Source organism: Allobosea sp. P4_H5, from assembly GCF_056400825.1.
Genome location: NZ_JBFUKM010000006.1, coordinates 299,819 through 316,293, shown reverse-complemented (window position 1 = coordinate 316,293; position 16,475 = coordinate 299,819). Strand labels below are relative to the sequence as shown.

Here is a 16,475-nt window from a genome sequence, read left to right as displayed (position 1 = left end):
TCAGCCCATCGCTGCGGCGACGGCTTCGAGCGCGGCCTCAGCCTGCGTGCCGTCCGGTCCGCCGGCCTGGGCCATGTCGCGGCGGCCGCCGCCGCCCTTGCCGCCGAGGCGCTCGGAGGCCGCGCGCACCAGCGCGACCGCGTCGAAGCGCTCGGTCAGATCGGGCGTGACGCCGACGACGACACCGGCCTTGCCATCCTCGGCGACGCCGACGATGGCGACGACGCCCGAGCCGACGCGAGCCTTGGCCTCGTCGGCCAGGCTCTTCAGATCCTTCATCTCGACGCCGGTGACGGCGCGGGCCAGGAGCCTAGCGCCGGCGACCTCGCGGATCGGATCGCTGGCTTCGCCGCCACCGCCCATGGCGAGCTTCTTGCGGGCTTCGCTGAGCTCGCGCTCGAGCTTGCGGCGCTCCTCGACCAGGGTTGCGACACGCGCCGGCAACTCGGCGATCGGTGCCTTCAGCAGTCCGGCCATCTCGTCGAGCGCGACGCTCTCCTCACGCAGATGGCGGCGGGCGGCCTCGCCGGTGAGCGCCTCGAGCCGGCGCACGCCGGCCGCGACGCCGGCCTCGGACAGGACGGTGACGAGACCGATATCGCCGGTGCGGCTGGCATGGGTGCCGCCGCAGAGCTCGACCGAGAAGGCCTTTGGCATCTCGGCATCACGATCGGTGCCCATCGACACCACGCGGACCTCGTCGCCGTATTTCTCGCCGAACAGCGCGCGCGCGCCCGAGGCGATCGCATCGTCGACCGACATCAGCTTGGTGGTGATCGGCTCGTTCTGCAGCACCAGCCGGTTCGCCATCTCCTCGACCCTGGCCAATTCCTCGCGCGAGATCGGCTTGGGATGGCTGAAGTCGAAGCGCAGGCGCTCGGGTGCGACCTGCGAGCCCTTCTGCGCGACATGGTCGCCGAGCACGCGGCGCAGCGCCTCGTGCAGCAGATGGGTGGCCGAATGGTTGGCGCGGATGCCGCCGCGCCGGCCATGGTCGACCGTCAGTTCGGCCGGCTTGCCGAGCTCGATCGTACCTGAGACGACCTTGACCTGATGGGCGAAGACGTCGCCGAGCTTCTTCTGAACGTCGGTCACCTCAGCCTTGAAGCCGTTACCGACCAGCGTGCCGGTATCGCCAACCTGGCCGCCGGATTCGCCATAGAACGGCGTCTGGTTGAGGATGACGGTGCCGCTCTCGCCTTCCTTCAGCGTCGCGACCTCGGCATTGTCCTTGACCAGAGCGGTGACGACGCCCTCGGCGCTCTCGGTGTCGTAACCGAGGAACTCGGTCGCGCCGACGCGCTCGCGCAGCGGGAACCAGAGCGTCTCGGTCGCGGCCTCGCCGGTGCCGGCCCAGGCGGCGCGCGCCTTGGCCTTCTGCTGTGCCATCGCCGCATCGAAGCCCTCGATGTCGACGCCGACGCCGCGGGCGCGCAGTGCGTCCTGGGTCAGGTCGAGCGGGAAGCCATAGGTGTCGTAGAGGGTGAAGGCGACGTCGCCCTTCAGCTTGTCGCCTGAACCCAGTACCTGCGTCTCCTGGTCGAGGATGGAGAGGCCGCGCGCCAGCGTGGTGCGGAAGCGGGTTTCCTCCAGCTTCAGCGTTTCGCTGATCAGCGCCTCGGCCCGGATCAGCTCGGGATAGGCCTGGCCCATCTCGCGCACCAGCGCCGGCACGAGGCGGTGCATCAACGGGTCCTTGGCGCCGAGCAACTGCGCATGGCGCATGCCACGGCGCATGATCCGGCGCAGCACATAGCCGCGGCCCTCGTTCGAGGGCAGCACGCCGTCGGCGATCAGGAAGGCGGAGCAGCGCAGATGGTCGGCGATGACGCGGTGGCTCGCGCTCATCGGCCCGTCCGAGGGGACGTTGGTGAGATCGGCGATCGTGCGGATCAGCGTCGCGAACAGGTCGATCGCATAGTTGTCATGCGTGCCCTGGAGCACGGCGGCGACGCGCTCGAGGCCCATGCCGGTGTCGATCGAGGGGCGGGGCAGATTGGTCCTGATGCCACCCGCAGCCTCTTCATACTGCATGAACACGAGGTTCCAGATCTCGATGAAGCGGTCGCCATCCTCGTCGGGCGAGCCCGGAGGGCCGCCGGGGATGTGGTCGCCATGGTCGTAGAAGATCTCGGAGCAGGGGCCGCAGGGGCCGACATCGCCCATGCGCCAGAAATTGTCGGAGGTCGCGATCCGGATGATGCGCGAATCCGGCAGGCCGGCGATCTTCTTCCAGAGCGTGTGCGCCTCGTCGTCCTCCGAGTAGACCGTGACGGTCAGCTTGTCCCTGGGCAGGCCGAATTCACGGGTGACCAGGGTCCAGGCATGGGTGATCGCCTGTTCCTTGAAATAGTCGCCGAAGGAGAAGTTCCCCAGCATCTCGAAGAAGGTGTGGTGGCGGGCGGTGTAGCCGACGTTGTCGAGGTCGTTGTGCTTGCCGCCGGCGCGCACGCATTTCTGCGCCGTGGTGGCGCGTGCGTAGGGGCGCTTCTCCTGGCCGGTGAAGACGTTCTTGAACTGCACCATGCCCGAATTGGCGAACATCAAGGTCGGGTCGTTGCGCGGCACGAGCGGGCTCGACGGCACCACCTCGTGACCGTTCTTCTTGAAGTAATCGAGGAAGGTCGACCTGATCTCGTTGACGCCGCTCATCGCAATCTTGGCTCTGTTCTAGTGGGGCCGGCAGGCCCGGCGCAGTGGTTCTAGTCAGCGCGCTTACGCCTGTCCAGAAAGCGGTGAAGATGCGCAAGGGCGCCGCAAGCCGCTGACCGCAAAACGGAAACGGGCGACCCGGAGGCCGCCCGTCGACTTAATCACTTTATGCCGTCGTTTGAAGGCTCAGGCCTCGCCCTCGTCGAGATCCTCGGCGGTCGGGTCGGCATTCTCGAGGATGCGCTCGGCGACCAGGCCGGAATTCTGGCGGATGGTCGTCTCGATCTTGGCAGCGACGTCGGGATTGGCCTTTAGGAAGGTCTTGGCGTTCTCACGGCCCTGGCCGAGGCGCTGGCTGTCGAAGGAGAACCAGGCGCCTGATTTCTCGACGATGCCGGCCTTGACGCCGAGATCGACCAGCTCGCCGGCCTTCGAGATGCCCTCGCCGAACATGATGTCGAACTCGACCTGCTTGAAGGGCGGCGCCACCTTGTTCTTGACGACCTTGACGCGAACCTGGTTGCCGGTCGCCTCGTCGCGCTCCTTCAGCGTCGAGACACGGCGGATGTCGAGGCGGACCGAGGCGTAGAACTTGAGCGCATTGCCGCCGGTGGTGGTCTCGGGGCTGCCGTACATCACGCCGATCTTCATGCGGATCTGGTTGATGAAGATGACCATGCAGTTCGAGCGCGAGATCGAGGCGGTGAGCTTGCGCAAGGCCTGGCTCATCAGGCGGGCCTGGAGACCGGGCTGGTTGTCGCCCATCTCGCCCTCGATCTCGGCGCGCGGCGTCAGCGCCGCGACGGAGTCGATGACCAGCACGTCGATCGCGCCGGAGCGGACCAGCGTGTCGGTGATCTCGAGCGCCTGCTCGCCGGTGTCGGGCTGCGAGATCAGCAGGTCGTCGAGATTGACGCCGAGCTTGCGGGCATAGACCGGATCGAGCGCGTGCTCGGCGTCGACGAAGGCGCAGACGCCGCCCTTCTTCTGCGCTTCGGCGATGGTGTGCAGCGCGAGCGTGGTCTTGCCGGAGGATTCAGGTCCGTAGATCTCGATGACGCGGCCACGGGGCAGGCCGCCGACGCCGAGCGCGATGTCGAGGCCGAGCGAGCCGGTCGAGACCGTCTCGATCTCGATCGCCTGCTGGTTCTTGCCCAGGCGCATGATCGAGCCCTTGCCGAAAGCCCGTTCGATCTGCGAGAGCGCCGCATCGAGCGCCTTGGCCTTGTCCATCGAAGAGCCTTCCACGAGCCTGAGATTCGCCTGATTCACGACGTGCGCTCCTTATGGCAGGGGCGCGACCACATCTCAATCCGCGCCATGGGGATGACTATGGTCATGGTTTGTTCTCTCTCGCAAGTTCTTTTTTTGTTCTTATTTGGGGTATAGCGATAGCAGCTGAGCTGGACCACTTTTGACCATTCAAAAAAGGTTATGCGTTCGAGACCCGCACATATCGGATTTGCGCGACCGAGCTGTCTTTAGGGCGCCAAGGCGCTCCATCGAAGATCGTGTCCTTGACGGTACAGGCGATATCAGGGCCCTGTGCGGGCTGTGCAATGAGTGAATGTCGGGAACTCATGACCGAGCCTACGGTTACTTGCCCCAGCTGCCGGACTGAGTTCCGCTTGACCGAGCAGCTTGCCGCGCCGCTCATCGAGGCGACCCGCAAGCAGTACGAAAAGCGCATCGCGGACAAGGAGCGTGAAATCGGGGAGCGAGAAGCCGGGCTTTTGGGCCGTCAAAAAGAGCTTGAGCAGGCTAGGGCTGGGATCGATGCTCAGGTTGCCGAGAAGGTCAGCGCATTGCGCGCGCAGGTGGTTGCCGAGGAAAGTCGGAGGGCGCGCGAGGCCATTGGTTCTGATCTTCAGGCACGGACAGCAGAACTAGCAGAACTTCGCCGTGTTCTGGCGGAACACGACGAGAAGCTGGCGGAGGCCCAGAAGGCTCAGGCTGACCTTATGCGAAAGCAGCGCGAGTTGGATGATGCACGCCGTGAAATAGATCTAACAATCGAACGAAAAGTCGGAGAGTCTCTGGCCTCCGTTCGCGAGAAGGCCAAACTGGAGGCTGAGGATAGCCTGAAGCTGAAGGTAACCGAAAAGGAAGAGCAAATCGCCTCGATGCAGCGTCAGATCGAGGAGCTACGCCGACGTGCCGAGCAAGGGTCCCAGCAACTGCAGGGCGAAGCGTTTGAACTTGAACTGGAGGGAATCTTGCGTAGTAAGTTTCCCGGCGACTTGATCGAGCCCGTTCCCAAAGGCGAATTTGGCGGTGATGTTCTCCAACGCGTCGTCAGTCCCGGAGGCCAAGTCTGTGGTACAATTCTTTGGGAAACGAAACGCACGAAGAATTGGAGTGATGGTTGGCTTGTTAAGCTTCGGGAGGATCAGCGCGCAGCAAAGGCTGAGTTTGCCCTGTTGATTTCGACTGTTCTTCCCAAGGGCGTTGATACATTCGATCAGGTCGACGGCGTGTGGGTAACGCAGCCACGTAACATGGTCCCTGTGGCGCTCGCTCTTCGTCAGACACTTCTACAGGTTGCCAGCAGCCGACAAGCGCAGGAAGGGCAGCAGACCAAGATGGAACTCGTTTACCAGTATCTAACCGGCCCCAGGTTCCGGCATCGCATCGAGGCCATCGTGGAAAAATTTGGCGACATGCAAGCTGATCTGGAGCGCGAGCGCAAGACTATGACTCGCCTGTGGGCAAAGCGTGAAGAGCAAATTCGCGGCGTGGTTGAATCTACCGTTGGCATGTATGGTGACTTACAGGGTATCGCTGGACGGGCGTTTCAAGAGATTGAGAATCTTGACGTTATGGCAATCGAATCGTCAAAATCACAAATTGATTGAATGAAAATATGGCCATAGAATTTCATGATCCTGTCCAAATAATAAACCAACTTAGGCAGATATTAGCTGCTGATAAGCTGGCTGTTGGTTTTTTTCTCGGAGCGGGGTGCGCTTGCGCTGTGCGCGTGCCTGGTACCGATGGACAGCCTGCTGTTTCTCTAATCCAAGATATAGCTGGCCTAACGAAAGAGATAAGCACGCAACTTATTGCCAATGCGGAACTTAAATCGGCATTCGAGCAACTGCTGTTGACGTTTAAGGAGGACGAAGTAACGAGTCCGACGATTGAGACAATGCTGAATCGCCTCAGAACTTTCAAGGACGTTGCTGGAAAGGTAGGCGTACGAAACCTTCAGTCTGAATCCTTAGATAAACTGGACAAGGAAATCTGTCGAGCTGTTCGCTCGGCTGTAAATAAAGAACTCCCTGATCATGAGACGCCATATCACGCGCTGGCTAGATTTATAAGCTTTCGTAAGTATCCTCATACGGAGATTTTTACTACAAACTACGACCTTCTTATTGAACGTGCGCTTGAGAAACACAGAGTTCCATTCTTTGATGGTTTTATTGGCTCATCGCGCCCATTTTTCGATCTCAAAGCTATAGAAGAGAATGAGATTCCTCTACGCTGGTCGAGACTTTGGAAGATTCACGGCTCAATTAACTGGCGCTATAAATCTCAGGAAAAGCATATAATACGAACTGAGGCAGAAGATGGAGATGAGTTACTTATACACCCTTCGCATCTTAAGTATGACGAAAGCCGGCGTATGCCGTATTATGTAATGATTGACCGATTTCGTAATTTTATCCGCGGCAAGAATCGCCCAGTTGCATTGATAATGTCCGGTTATTCATTTGGAGACGATCACATTAATGGAGCCTTGGTAGAATGCCTTGATTCGAATCCATCTGCGGCATGTTTTGCGTTCCAGTATGGCTGCATGACAAAATATCCCGGCGCAGCTAAACTAGCGAAGGAAACGCCAAATCTATCTTTATTTACCTATGATAGAGCCGTTATTCGAAAGCAGGACGCGCCGTGGATGATCCGGCCATCGTCGAATCTCGGGGCCCTAGAAGGGAGTTTTGAGTTGCCTCCCCACGAGGATGGCGCGGATGCGGAGATTCCCAAGGTCTGCAAGTTGAAGCTTGGTGATTTTAACCACCTAGGCGCATTTTTGAATAAGTTCATCGAAGCGACAAGCAGGCAGGCGGCGGCCGAATGAGCGCGGATCCGACCCTGCTTGGCACGGTGGAAGATGTCAGCGGTTCCACAATCAGAATAAAATTGGCCCAGGAAACTGTTTCCGGCCTGAGCTTTATCGAGGGACAGAGCTACAGGGTCGGTCAAGTCGGCGGCTTTGTAAGAATACCGCTCGGATTTGCCAATTTGTATGGAGTGATTTCCCAGGTAGGCGCTAGCGCCGTTCCCGAGCGGTTGGCAGAGTTTGAGCAGCACGGCAATCGCTGGATGACCGTTCAGCTGGTCGGCGAGGGCCATCCTGGGGCGGGTTTTGATCGAGGTATTTCACAGTTCCCAACAATTGGCGATGCAGCCCATCTCGTAACGGAATTCGATCTTCGCGCCATATATGGGCGGCCAAACGATCGGCGATTTGTTCAGGTAGGCCGGCTTGCCAGTGCGCTGTCTATTCCCGCTCTTGTTGAAATCGACAGATTGATCACGCGACATAGCGCTGTAGTCGGAACGACGGGGTCCGGTAAGTCGACCACAGTCGCCGGAATTCTCACTGCGTTGTCGGACATTTCGCGCTATCCGTCTGCCCGCATAGTAGTGATCGATATTCATGGAGAATACGGCTCCGCGCTTTCTGATAGGGCTTCAATTTTTCGTATTACTCCAGATTTATCAAAAGGGGAAAAGCCGCTATACATACCTTATTGGGCGTTAACATTGGATGAATTGCTTCCGATTACCGTTGGGTCTATTGACAATCCTGGTGACCGAGGGGCGCTGATTGATTGGATCAACAGATTGAAGCTCCAAGCTATCACTCAGCACCCTAAAGCGGGCATCAACGCGGATACGCTCAGCGTCGATTCTCCGGTGCCATTTTCTCTGCACAAACTGTGGTTTGATTTGCACTGCGAAATGCGTGCAACGCATTTCGCGAGGGCCGGTCAACCGCAGTCACGAGATACTTGGGCACTTGAGCTTGGTGCTGATGGAGTACCTGTTCAAGCGGGCAATGCGCTTGGGGGAATTCCACCACGCTTTCTGCCGCCCAAGGACAATAGAGATGATCCTGAAAAGATACGCCACAGCCAGTCCAATTTGGGCCTCGGACGGCAGATTGATGCCCTCGGCTCTAAGATACGAGATGCTCGGTTCGATTTCCTTCTTCGACCGGGCCCCTTTTCGCCGAGTGAGACGGGGGCTGTTCAGCAGGATCTAGATACATTGCTTGCAGGGTGGTTAGGCGACGAAAAGCCCGTGACTATACTGGATTTATCGGGAATCCCGCCAACAATTCAATCTGAATTAGTCGGCTCGGTCTTACGCATCATCTATGATGCTCTTTTCTGGTCCAGAAACATTCCTGAAGGAGGGCGCGAGAGGCCTTTGCTAATTGTCTTGGAGGAAGCGCACTCATATCTCGATCCGAAGCAAGTTGCATCCGTTGCAGTAAAAAAGATTGCGAAGGAAGGAAGAAAGTATGGCATTGGGATGATGCTGGTCAGCCAAAGGCCTGCTGAGATAGACCCAACAATACTTTCTCAGTGCGGAACTATTTTTGCTCTCCGTCTTAGTAACTCTACTGATAGGAGCCACGTCAAGGGAGCGGCTAGCGACAATCTTGATGGATTGTTTTCTATGCTTCCTGTTCTTCGCACGGGGGAAGCAATAATTGTGGGTGAAGCCGTGAATCTTCCCATAAGGACCCTAATTGATCGACCGGGATCGGGGCGGCGTCCAGATAGCACAGATCCTAAGGTTGTAGTTCCGGGGAATGAGCAGGACGGGTTTGATGGTCCAGGCGGTTGGAATCAGGTACGTCCGCCTGCTGACTATGCTGAAGCGGTCGAATTATGGCGCCGACAAAACGCACGATCGATCAGGGCTTATGTGCCAGATGGCATCGCAGATCAAGATGACGACGGGGGGGATGCGTAATGAAACGAGTGCCGGTGACTTCATCAAACGTAGCTGAAATTGGCTATGATGAAAATCGCCAAATTCTGGAGGTTTTGTTCAACAACGGAAGTCTGTACCAGTATTTTGATGTTCCTAGGCGAGTTTTTGATGAAATAATACAAGCTGGATCTATAGGACAATACCTCAATAGTCACGTGAAGGGCGTTTATCGGTACGCGCGAGTATGATCATAATTAGCTGGCTCCGACGTTGCTAGCCACGGGCGACTGGGCGAGTTGGCTACTCCAACCAGCTGAGGACAGTCGTGTGCAGCGTTGGATGTTCTAAAATCGTTCAGATAACCTACCTCAATTCTTTCTTGCGGCTTTGGTCTGGCTATTCTTAGTTTGGCTTTCGGAATACGCGAATGAGCTATCGATACACAATTGCTACAACTGCTCCCGCCAATCGTGGATTCAACCTTACCACACCGTCCCGACGTAGTACGAAATCCGCCGGATCGAACGTATGGCTGCGGATAAAATCCAGTAGCGATCGATCCACTTTGGCGCGCTCGGGCTCCATAGTGTCATACACAAACGCCGATGCGCCCGGCCGGCTCTCGTGCATGATTCCGATCGTCGGATCATATCCTTCAGCAATCGCCTTTAGGCGCTGTTGGCTCTCCACTACGGTATACGCGTAGTTCAACATCGCGTTCACGGGGTGGGAAGCATTGCGGTTCCCGGCCAACGCAAAATCTGACGTTCTTGCGCCAACGGATTTCCAGTCGTCCGGAATCGGGTTTCGCGTAAGGCCGCGCCATTTGATCGGGATGTCACGCCACGCACGGAAGTACGCAGCGGCGCTGTTGGCCTCGATGATGCGCAAACCGACAATGTCTTGGGGCGGTGTCAGTTCCAATGCTGACAAATCGGCATAGGCCCGCTCCATCGCGGCGTTCCATCGTGACGAGCGCGGGACAGCCTTTTCCAGCGTCAGGATGCAGCCTTCGATTTTGCGCGATATCAGGTCAATACACCAAGACATGCGCGCCGTGTGATCGGCGCGGGTTTCCCGCTGCCAATTTACGCGATGCGGATTAGCCGCGTAGCCGTTGGACGCGGCAACAGTTGCGATTTCACCCTGCCAGGTAAGCCGAGTCAGGGTCACATTCTGTTCGGCAAGCCAGTTCAGCACGTCGAATGTGATATTGCCGCTGCCATCCAACACGATGATTTGCGGCGGGATATCCAGACTTCCCTTGAAAAAGCGGAATTCCTCGCGCTCCTGCGGATGGTGCGTGAAACCGTTGCGGACGAGGAGCGAGCCGCCTTCAATTTTCAACGCTACGCCGTGACCGCACAGAACGAGCGGTTCGATGCGACGTTTAGCTTTCTGACTTGGCTTGATCTGAGCGGATCGGGTTTGCCAAAGTGCAGAACGCCAAGACCAAGCCGCGCCGTCATCGGACGTGAGCCGCCCCGCATGAGCCATTGTTATTCTCAGCCCTAACACGTCATGCGAAAATTAAGTTCATCGGGACCCGATTCTATCCATAGGCCAATTATTTCAAAGAGATATTTTGATCTATGATATCGCCGTCCCCTCAAATTCTGCGCCAGGAACGCTAACGCCTGTGGCCAAAAAATCCAAAAAGCCGCTCGCAATTCGGCTATCTGATGCTTGGGAGTTTTTCGCTCCGAGATCGCTCATCGATCGCCGAAACGCGGCCAGCCAGCAGGCGTTGGTTTTGCCTGAAAGCAACGTCTCACAGGACGCCGTCGAGACGATTAAAGGGATATTCCAAACTGTGGGGGCCAGCCTCGATCATTTGCGGTTGAGGCAGGAACCAATTTGGGAAATGCAGCGGCAACTCGCCAAGAAGTTGTCTGATGGCAAATTGGTGGCTTCCGGTTACCGGACAAAGCCCAATGTCTCAACGTCCGTCGAGTCGATCCCGGCTGTCGTGTTCTCGGATTTCCGTGCGATTCTTTGGCATGAAAACGCCGTTGAGGCAGGCGGTCAGCGTTTTGAATTGGTCACTGTGACGAAACCTCTCATTGAAGAGCGGGTTATGGAACCGCTTGCAATGTTAATAAAAATTGAGCCAAAAAACCGCCCCGGCCGGCCAAGCAAGATTCAATTGATTGATAATATTATTGAAGAACTTCAAGATTCTGGCGCGCAGTTGAATTCGAAGTCAAGAGGCCTTGCACGTACTTTGATTATCGAAACTGCGATAAAAACTGGCCGTGCTAGAAATGAGGATGGTTTCTCTGTGCCGGTAATCCAACGTGCTCTCTACCGTAAATTTGGCCAAAGGGATTAATACGCCTATTCTTAAATCAATATGTAAAGATTTAAAGAAATTTAGACTCAGGCCGATGCTCAGCCCTTTTTGATCCCACGAGAGGCGTTTGCCGACTCGATTGGGAACGGCGCATGGCACTTCATCGCGATCACAGGGCGGAATATCAACGTAGGATAAATCGGGCGTTGATGCGCGGCTTCACGCGCGCTCAAGGTAGGGGCCACGCCAGAGCTGGCGAAACTCCCATCCGCGCCCCGCCGCCGAGAGCTGCTTCGCTGGCCCGGCTTGAAGCGGCGCTGAAGGAGCTTCGCCGCACCCAGAGCCAATCCCGCGCGGCCCGTGAGGTAGGCGTCTCAGCCGAGCGGTTTCGCAGATTCCTGCGCGACAACGGGTTAGCCGAACGCCAAGGCGGCCAGTGGGTCTTCGACGATCGACGTCCGCGAGAAATGACGGCGCTGACCACTGTGGGGCCAACCGTCGTCACCGTTCTTGGCTTTGAGCAAGCTTCGCTCATTGGACGCCACGAAGCAGCGGTGAAGGCATTTTTGAACACGAATGACGCGGGGCTGCTCGCGCCGTTCAAGGGCTTGTCGGTGAAAGATACCGCACGCCGAACCCATTTCCTCGAAACCCGGCCGAACACCATCCATCGGCTCGCAAGCAGCGAGCCCGAGGCCTTTGAGATGGTTTACCGGCTCGTCTCCTAAGGATCGGAAAAATGAATCGGGATGAAAAGAAGATCGCGCTCAACCGCGCGATAAGGTTAGAGCGCGCTCATGAACGGCTCGGAACAAACGCGCCCCAGTGCATCCACTGCGGCGAAAACTACGCGCACTGCCTGGAAGAGCATCACATCGCGGGCCGAGCCATGCACGATGACGTCGTCATCATGTGCCGCAATTGCCATCGTAAACTCTCGGACGCTCAGAAAGATCATCCGCAGCCGCAGTCGAAGTCTCCCCACGTGTTGGAAGTCATCGGGCGCTATCTGTTGGGGGTGGCTGAGTTGTTCCGACTGATTGTCGAGCGCCTCGATCAATTTGGCCGCACGCTCATCGAACTCGCTACCGCTGGCACGGCCGTCGATCGGGATGCACGGTCATGAGCGGAAAAGGTCGCACCCAGCCCACACCGCAGCCCCTTGATATCTATTTGCGAGCCTACGTCCCCGCAGTCGCGGTCGGGAGCGCAGAGAAAGGACGAAAGCGGCAAGTCGGGCCATCCAAGTTCACGCTCGTCTTCGATACGGAAACCACGACTGATCACGCACAACGCCTTCGGTTCGGAGGGTTTCAGCTGCGCGAGGGGGCGAAGATCCACACCGCCGGCATGTTCTACGATCCCGATGCTCTCTCGGAGGCCGATCAGAACCTCATTCGCGCATTCGCAGCGGAAAACAGCCTCGAATGCATGACCACGGCTTCGTTCGTCGATGACGTATTCTATCGAAAGGCATTCGAGCTGAGGGCTGCGTTCGTCGGATTCAACCTGCCATTCGATTTATCGCGCCTCGCGATTGGTCACGGGCTTGCTCGAGGCTCAATGAAGGGCGGGTATAGCTTCCAATTGTCCGCAGACCGATGGAAGCCTCGCGTTCAGGTCAAACACCTGTCGAGCCGAGCAGCCTTCATTCAGTTCGCGGGCGTGAAGCGCAGCTTCGACAATCGGCGAATGCGAAAAGCTGGGGAGCGGACCGTTCGTCGGGGCTCATTCATCGACTTGAAGACGATCGCGGCCGCATTGACCAGTCGCTCGTTCACGCTGGGCTCGCTCGCAGAATTCCTAGGGCTCGCTGCTCGAAAGCTCGACACCAATCAGCACGGCCAGGCGCTCTCAAGGGACTATCTCCGCTACGCGATGCAGGACGTGCAGGTCACATGGGAGGCCTTCGTCGCGTTGAAAGCGCGCTTTGACGAACATGATCTGGAAACGACGCAGCTGAGTCAGATTCTCAGCGAGGCTGGACTTGGCAAGGCCTATCTCAAGGAAATGGGCGTTCGGCCGTGGCGATCTGTTCAGCCGGATTTTCCCGATGAGATCACTGGGGCAATCCTGAGCACGTATTTCGGTGGTCGCGCTGAGGTGCACATTCGGCGTGCCCCGACGCGAGTGCTGTATTGCGACTTCCTTTCCATGTACCCGACAGTCTGCACATTGATGCGGCTTTGGCAGTTCGTCATCGGGAATGGCCTGCGCCAACGGGACAGCACTGCCGAAACTGCGGCCTGGCTTGAGAGCGTCACACCGCAGGATTTGCAGCGTCCTGAAAACTGGCGCCGCTTGACGACCATTGTGCGGATCAAGCCGGACGGCGACGTGCTTCCCGTGCGGGCTCGTTATGAACCGCCGTCGGCGAGCGGCGCTTCGGGCAAGTCGACCACAATCGGGCTCAATCACCTCAGCTACAACGGGCAGCTTTGGTTCACGCTGGCCGATTGCCTGGCATCAAAATTCCTCTCTGGCAAAGCCCCGCAGGTTGTCTGCGCGATCACGTTGGAGCCGGATGAACCGCAGTCTGAATTAAAGACCATTCGCATAGCCGGGAAGGATGGCCCTTCAATCGATCCGTACTCAGGCGACGCATATCGGCAATTGATAGACTACCGGTCGCAGACAAAGGCACGAATGGACGCCGCAGATGGATCAGAGCGCGATCGGCTCGACGCCGAGCAATATGCGCTCAAGATTCTCGCCAACTCGACCAGCTACGGCATCTTCATTGAGGTCAATGTCGAGAACCTCGACAGGAAGCTGCGCCGCGAATGTTATTTCGGCGGCGAGCAGTCGTTCCCGATTGGGACGGCAATAGCGGAGAAGCCCGGCACCTATTTCCATCCATTGTTGGGAACCCTGATCACGGGAGCTGCCCGCCTTATGCTGGCGCTCGCCGAGCGCGTCATTCTGGGTTCCGGTCTGGATTGGGCATTCTGCGATACCGACAGCATGGCTATCGCAAAGCCCCTGGCAATGCCCGAAGCGGAATTCCTCAGCCGAGCAAGCGCCGTCTGCGATTGGTTCTTGCCGCTCAATCCCTATGAACAGAAGGGGGCATTGCTCAAGATCGAGAATGTCAATTTCCATATTGGGAGCAGGGAGATCGCGCCGCTCTATTGCCTAGCGATCTCGGCAAAGCGGTATGTCCTGTTCAATTTGGACAATGAGGGCGCGCCCGTCATCCGGAAAGCCTCAGCCCACGGTCTTGGGCATTTGCTGGACCCGTATGATGAACGCAATGCGCCGAGGGCAATTCCGGCGCCATCAGTGCCATTGACCGAAATTGGCATCCGCCGCTGGCAATACGATCTTTGGTTCCAGATCGTGAAGGCGGCATACACCGACAAGCCGGCAGTCGTGCCGCTCGATTATCATCCGAAGCTGAAGAGTCCGGCAATTTCCCGCTATGCGGCGACGACGCCGGATCTGTTGCGATGGTTCGCGCATTTCAATGCGACACGGCCGTACGAAGAGCAGGTGAAGCCATTTGGTTTCATGTGCGCGCTTCAAGCCAAACCACTAATATTGCGGTCGGCGCAGTATGACGCCGCTGCCCCTGGCGGAGGTGGCGGACCAATTAGGCCAATTGCGCCTTATTCTCGCGAGGCGGTGCAGGCCGCCAAGCATTGCTTTGATCGCGAGACGGGACGGCCAATTGGCCGACAAATGCTCCAATCGTACGCGGAGGCATTGCGCTCATATCATCTCAGCCCCGAGCTGAAATTCGACAACGGCGACGTCTTCGACCAGGGAGCTACCCAGCGACGGCGCATCAAAGCCGTGGGTATTCATTGCATTGGAAAAGAGGCCAACAAGTGGGAGGAAAAATCAGCCCTGGGCGTCGATGATGAACTGAGTGTCGAATACGGGATCGGCCCGGAAATGCAGGCGATGCTTGCCGCACTGCTGGAGCAAGCAATGGCGAGCGATCGGCAAATAGCGGAGGCCTCTGGCCTCTCGCGCACGACGGTGCGCAGGATCGAGCGTGGCGAGAGCATTCAGCCAAATACCATTGCCAAGGCAATAGCTGGATTGCGCAACCGCGAGGCTGAATTGGCCGAGGTCAACAAGCTGCGGGAATTGGCGAAGAACGAAATGGGCGCAATTGGTCTGGCCGAGTTCGCCCGGAGGCTGAATTGCGATCCGTCCAACCTCTCAAAATCAATTGCCGCACGAAGAAGCGTCAGCAAGTTATTGAGGGAGCAATTGCGAATATATTTTTCTCAATAAATTCAACAGCTTATTTTGCAAGAAGCGGCGGCAGGCTGCCGCTTTGTCGTTCGCACGATGCCCGGTCTCTATTGCAGGCTATTCCCATCCCGGCGGTGGTGCACTCGGGCGGAGATAGGGGCCGACGATTCTCCAAGGTGGCATATAGACGGGGCTTGCGAACGGAACGCAGCCGGTTCGGCAATTCATCTCCCATAGCTTGAGCAATTGCTGCCGCTCCGCTTCGGTCTGTTGGGTATCGAGCAGGAGGCGCTTTCCGGGCTGGAACACCTGACAATTGGGCGGAAGGGACGTGCGTGTCCTCCACGCGAGGATGGCCCGCTTCGCGGTTTGTTGGAGCTCCGGGCTGTCCTGAACCTCACTACAGCCGACCATCGGCTGAGTGATTTCAAACCACTCGGCGGTCGAATTCGCCTGAGACCAGTGCAGTCCTGGCTCCGAGGCGAGGGGCACGAAGCGGCGACCGGTTGACGCTACCCGGTCCACCTGGGCGCCATTCGGCATACTCGTTTGCGCGGTGGTCCGGTCGGCGTTTGAAGGCGGTAGACTTGTGACCTTGTCAGTCTGTCTCTGCGCCAACTGCGCCGTGCTCGGTAGCGATGCTGGGCCTGGGTTCGCAGGTAGCAAGGATAGAACGCCAGCGACGAGTAGAAGCGTTGGCGAGGTAACGACGCCGGCAGCCGCGAGCAGGAGCCCGAGCAGAGCGACGCCCGCGATCCAAATTCGAGACGCTCGTACCAAACCTATTGCCGAGCACAGGATCGCCAACGGAACGAAGATGATTGCCAATATGAAGACGCCAATCAGGCCGAACAGGCATCCGAAAATGGAAGCGACAAGCCCCCTGGTTCCGCTCCGTCGCCGTGAGTGAGGCGGTTCGTGAAAACCTGCCCCTTGTATCGATCTCTGCCCTACTGTCAGCTCGCTCATAGCAATATCCCCCCATCGGCATACGTAGCACGGCTTCGATTAAATATAACCTCAAGAGGTGTAAAATAACCCTATTTGTGGCGATTGTTCAGCGGGTGCGGTTTCTGATCGACGTGATCAGCGCACGACAGATTCGAGCCGCCCGCGCCCTTCTAGGGTGGTCTCAGCAGCAATTGGCGGACAAGGCGATCGTATCGCTGAACGCAGTGGCTCGCCTTGAAAAAGAGGTGGTCGATTCTCGCGTCAGCACCGTTCAGGCGGTCGAAGTTGCGCTGTCAAAGGCCGGCATCGAATTCATTGCGCGGAATGAAAAAGGCGAAGGGGTGCGTCTCCGGAGTGCCGACGCCTAAAGGAGTGCCGCCCAAGCAATTGCCCCGGCCATTCGAATAATCGCCAT

The 16,475-nt window shown here is 57.8% G+C and carries 12 protein-coding genes; 9 read left to right on the top strand and 3 right to left on the bottom strand.

Annotated features, from left to right (window positions below):
• On the bottom strand, positions 1-2,652 hold the full coding sequence (alaS, locus tag AC1DS0_RS15105) for an alanine--tRNA ligase (protein WP_476815114.1): 2,652 nt from the start codon (positions 2,650-2,652) through the stop codon (positions 1-3).
• A gap of 186 nt (positions 2,653-2,838) precedes the next feature.
• On the bottom strand, positions 2,839-3,924 hold the full coding sequence (gene recA, locus AC1DS0_RS15100) for a recombinase RecA (RefSeq protein ID WP_280179022.1): 1,086 nt from the start codon (positions 3,922-3,924) through the stop codon (positions 2,839-2,841).
• A gap of 308 nt (positions 3,925-4,232) precedes the next feature.
• On the opposite strand from recA, the gene AC1DS0_RS15095 reads away from it, so the two are divergent.
• The 4 genes from AC1DS0_RS15095 to AC1DS0_RS15080 are packed head-to-tail and all read left to right on the top strand — an operon-like array spanning position 4,233 to position 8,858.
• Positions 4,233-5,507 carry a DUF2130 domain-containing protein gene (locus tag AC1DS0_RS15095; RefSeq protein ID WP_476815113.1) on the top strand — a complete coding sequence of 425 codons (1,275 nt, stop codon included), beginning with the start codon at positions 4,233-4,235 and terminating at the stop codon, positions 5,505-5,507.
• An 8-nt stretch (positions 5,508-5,515) separates the two neighbouring features.
• The gene (locus tag AC1DS0_RS15090; protein ID WP_476815112.1) at positions 5,516-6,739 is read left to right on the top strand and encodes an SIR2 family protein; all 1,224 of its coding nucleotides are present in this window, start codon (positions 5,516-5,518) and stop codon (positions 6,737-6,739) included.
• Complete coding sequence (locus AC1DS0_RS15085; RefSeq protein WP_476815111.1) at positions 6,736-8,649, top strand: ATP-binding protein; 1,914 nt, start codon at positions 6,736-6,738, stop codon at positions 8,647-8,649. The genes AC1DS0_RS15090 and AC1DS0_RS15085 overlap by 4 nt, the downstream gene beginning before the upstream one ends.
• Entirely contained in the window at positions 8,649-8,858 is a 210-nt protein-coding gene (locus tag AC1DS0_RS15080) for a KTSC domain-containing protein (protein ID WP_476815110.1), read from the top strand. Before AC1DS0_RS15085 ends, AC1DS0_RS15080 begins: the two co-directional genes overlap by 1 nt.
• 184 nt (positions 8,859-9,042) lie before the next feature.
• Here AC1DS0_RS15080 and cas1 read toward each other — a convergent pair whose 3' ends face one another.
• Positions 9,043-10,107 (bottom strand): CRISPR-associated endonuclease Cas1, encoded by a 1,065-nt coding sequence (cas1, locus tag AC1DS0_RS15075; protein ID WP_476815109.1) that lies wholly within the window; start codon positions 10,105-10,107, stop codon positions 9,043-9,045.
• Between the two features lie 88 nt (positions 10,108-10,195).
• On the opposite strand from cas1, the gene AC1DS0_RS15070 reads away from it, so the two are divergent.
• From AC1DS0_RS15070 to AC1DS0_RS15050, 5 genes are all read left to right on the top strand, one after another.
• Complete coding sequence (locus AC1DS0_RS15070) at positions 10,196-10,942, top strand: hypothetical protein (protein ID WP_476815108.1); 747 nt, start codon at positions 10,196-10,198, stop codon at positions 10,940-10,942.
• Between the two features lie 113 nt (positions 10,943-11,055).
• Positions 11,056-11,631 carry a hypothetical protein gene (locus tag AC1DS0_RS15065; protein WP_476815107.1) on the top strand — a complete coding sequence of 192 codons (576 nt, stop codon included), beginning with the start codon at positions 11,056-11,058 and terminating at the stop codon, positions 11,629-11,631.
• Between the two features lie 11 nt (positions 11,632-11,642).
• Positions 11,643-12,029, top strand: a complete 387-nt coding sequence (locus AC1DS0_RS15060; protein WP_476815106.1) for a hypothetical protein — start codon at positions 11,643-11,645, stop codon at positions 12,027-12,029.
• On the top strand, positions 12,026-15,148 hold the full coding sequence (locus tag AC1DS0_RS15055) for a helix-turn-helix domain-containing protein (protein WP_476815105.1): 3,123 nt from the start codon (positions 12,026-12,028) through the stop codon (positions 15,146-15,148). Before AC1DS0_RS15060 ends, AC1DS0_RS15055 begins: the two co-directional genes overlap by 4 nt.
• Before the next feature lie 1,007 nt (positions 15,149-16,155).
• Positions 16,156-16,428 carry a helix-turn-helix domain-containing protein gene (locus AC1DS0_RS15050; protein ID WP_476815104.1) on the top strand — a complete coding sequence of 91 codons (273 nt, stop codon included), beginning with the start codon at positions 16,156-16,158 and terminating at the stop codon, positions 16,426-16,428.
• Positions 16,429-16,475 lie beyond the last annotated feature (47 nt).

What these genes read in the sequence shown, in the direction of transcription:
- alaS (WP_476815114.1), bottom strand. Translation starts at nt 2,652, where the DNA reads ATGAGCGGCGTCAACGAGATCAGGTCGACCTTCCTCGATTACTTCAAG.
- AC1DS0_RS15095 (WP_476815113.1), top strand. Translation starts at nt 4,233, where the DNA reads ATGACCGAGCCTACGGTTACTTGCCCCAGCTGCCGGACTGAGTTCCGC.
- AC1DS0_RS15090 (WP_476815112.1), top strand. Translation starts at nt 5,516, where the DNA reads ATGGCCATAGAATTTCATGATCCTGTCCAAATAATAAACCAACTTAGG.
- AC1DS0_RS15085 (WP_476815111.1), top strand. Translation starts at nt 6,736, where the DNA reads ATGAGCGCGGATCCGACCCTGCTTGGCACGGTGGAAGATGTCAGCGGT.
- AC1DS0_RS15080 (WP_476815110.1), top strand. Translation starts at nt 8,649, where the DNA reads ATGAAACGAGTGCCGGTGACTTCATCAAACGTAGCTGAAATTGGCTAT.
- cas1 (WP_476815109.1), bottom strand. Translation starts at nt 10,107, where the DNA reads ATGGCTCATGCGGGGCGGCTCACGTCCGATGACGGCGCGGCTTGGTCT.
- AC1DS0_RS15065 (WP_476815107.1), top strand. Translation starts at nt 11,056, where the DNA reads ATGGCACTTCATCGCGATCACAGGGCGGAATATCAACGTAGGATAAAT.
- AC1DS0_RS15060 (WP_476815106.1), top strand. Translation starts at nt 11,643, where the DNA reads ATGAATCGGGATGAAAAGAAGATCGCGCTCAACCGCGCGATAAGGTTA.
- AC1DS0_RS15055 (WP_476815105.1), top strand. Translation starts at nt 12,026, where the DNA reads ATGAGCGGAAAAGGTCGCACCCAGCCCACACCGCAGCCCCTTGATATC.